The following is a 2614-nucleotide window of genomic DNA, read 5'->3' on the forward strand; positions in this document are numbered from 1 at the left end:
CCCGGTGCCCGCGGCCCTCCCCTGGCCGCGGGCACCACCCCCAGACACACCAGCCACAACACACCCGGCCCCCAAGTCGTCGTCTTGGAGCCGGAGCTCAGTTGCACAGCGCTGTCGCGCGGACCTGCTCGTCCGCTCCTTCCCCGAGCGAGGACCTGGGATCTTGCTTGGCGCAGGAGATCGTGGCATTCCAGTAAGGGAGCTGATCAGCAACTGAATTGCAGGGAAAATGAGTGGGTGCATCAGTCACTCACCGTCAGGAACAGAGCTCTGCCCACCTGGCACTAGATGAGAGAGCGGGAGTAGCGGAAAATGCCCGACAAGGGCCCCAAAAGTCATATGACTCGAAACAGTACCAAGATTGCCGCCGCCCTGCTCCTTGCGCTTTCCATCGCTCTCGGTTCCGCTTCTGCCGAAGGTGTCACCAGACCGACATCCATTGTTTTCGGCCTCGGGCCGACGACGCGCTGCCTTGAAACCCCATACGAGAACACAGTCGAGCCCACGAGCAACAACCCGGATACCTCCGCATGCGGCGCCGCCGACGACTCCGTTCAAGTCGACCCTAGCTGCTATCGCACATTTCCCTATACCTCCAGCTTCTCGTACAGCTATCCATCGAGCTCTCTGCGCCGCAAGCCCGCCAGGCTGGACGCCATACAAAATTGGCGATGGAGAAACCGTCTTCTCCTGCGATGCTTGGGCGCGGCGGTCGGGGTGATTCTCTTGGAGGGAGAGAAGAGCCATTTTGACGACGAGTGCCATCTACATGGAGAACGGGCAGCAGTCAGTCATTTCGGTCGTCCGCGGTGGCTCTGACCGTTTCGCCGGAAGCTCAGCGCCATTGTCATTCTCGGGCTGGAGCGCCGCCGGGAGGAGAACGCGCAGCAGCCTATGTTTCCGAAGTTTCGTATGGATAGTCGGCACCCTGCGTGGGCTGCAGTTCATGCATTTAACGGCCATTGGTGGCCTCGAGAGAGGCCAAGCGCCAGCTCTTCTCCAAGCGCGAAGCGGCGAGGCTTTTCGTGTCCGGTGAGACCGGGAGTCTATGAAATATTTAGAACTCTCTCCACGAAAGATAGGGCGCGGCTCTTTTCTTTCCGCGTCTCGCAAATTAGGGAAATGCTGTGCACATGAAGCATCAAGTGCCTTCCTGGATGAGGCTGCTCGCAATCCTCGCAATAGGCGTCATGTTCGCCATGGCGACTTCGACTGTAAATCATATTGCGGAACAGTTGACATTCTCGAGGCATGGTGAGCAAACATTCGCCGCTTCGCTGATGAGGTTCGCGAGCTACCTGCTGGACGCCGGATGGTCGTGGGCGGCACTGGCGGTGGCTGCGGGACTTCTTGCCCGGGAATATGCGATTAGTGCACTCGCTGGAGCGGTCGCGCTATTGGGCGCGACGATGGAGTATTATGTATTTAAATCGTGGCCCTTGTGGGGTGGCGATGGATCCTTCGTTCTGGATTCGCGCGTGATCTTTTGGGGTGGGGCCAGTCTTCTGACGGGGCCGCCGCTGGGCATGATTGGCGCCCGCATGCGACGCCCAGGCGTGCTTGGACTAATTGCTGGCCTTGTGGTCCCCGCCGGGGCGGCGTTGCAAATGATTTATCTGCCGCCCGTCACGAATGTGAGTATATTCGACGGCTCTGCCTTTCCTGAGGCAACTTGGGCCCGCTGGGTCGTCTGGGCTGCCGCTGCCTGCGGAGGCGCGTATGTCATCGTCAGATATGCGCGGGAGAAGGTATGGACAGGTCGATGACCTTGGCTGTTCCCAGATAGTTGGTCCTGCGAGGCGGGCGACAGGCCGGCGTAGGCGATGAGCTGTGAACCGCGCCGGTTCGAATGAAGACTCGATTCTCTGAGAGGATTGAGTCATGGCACGTCCCTCCCCTTACCCCGCTGAGCTGCGGCGTCGTGCGGTGCGCATGGTCGCCGAGGTCCGTCCGGACTACGACACCGAGTGGGCCGCGATGAAGGCCGTCGTGTCCAAGCTCGGCGTGGGATCGGCCGAGACCGTGCGGCAGGGGGTCCGGCGGGACCAGGTCGACTCCGGGCAGCGGCCGGGCACGACCACCGAGGAGTCCGGGCGAACGAGATCCTCAAGGCCGCGGCGAGTTTCTTCGCGGCCGAGCTCGACCGGCCACATCTGCGCTCGTAGCGTTCATCGACGAGCATCGGGACCGCTTCGGCGGCGTCGAGCCGATCTGCCGCGTGCTGACCCAGCACGACTGCAGCATCGCCCCTTCTACCTACTACGCCCACAAGCAGCGGCGGGCATCGCCGTCGGCTCGGCAGGTCCGCGACGCCGGTCTCAAGGAGCTGATCGCCGAGGTCTACGAGGCCAACTACCGTGTCTATGGCGCCCGGAAGGTCTGGCGCGAACTGAACCGGCAGGGCCACGCGGTGGCCCGCTGCACCGTGGAACGGCTGATGCGGGAGCTGGGCATCACCGGTGCGGTGCGGGGCAGGAAGGTCGTCACCACGGTGGCGGACCCTGCCGCCGCGCGGGCACCCGACCTGGTCGAGCGTGACTTCGTAGCGGCGGCGCCGAACCGGACCTGGGTCGCGGACTTCACCCATGTCGCGGCCTGGGCCGGCACCGTCTAC

At 62.8% G+C, this 2614-nt stretch carries 1 protein-coding gene and 1 pseudogene; both read left to right on the forward strand.

All coding sequences use genetic code 11. The features are described 5' to 3' along the window. Positions 1-1133: 1133 nt before the first annotated feature. Positions 1134-1766, forward strand: a complete 633-nt coding sequence (locus TR48_RS42835; RefSeq protein ID WP_152628429.1) for a hypothetical protein — start codon at positions 1134-1136, stop codon at positions 1764-1766. Between the two features lie 115 nt (positions 1767-1881). Further along, positions 1882-2614 (forward strand): annotated as a pseudogene (locus TR48_RS46955) (IS3 family transposase); the annotation flags it as partial.

Origin of the sequence: Streptacidiphilus neutrinimicus, from assembly GCF_000787815.1 — a bacterium.
GTDB lineage: Bacteria > Actinomycetota > Actinomycetes > Streptomycetales > Streptomycetaceae > Streptacidiphilus > Streptacidiphilus neutrinimicus.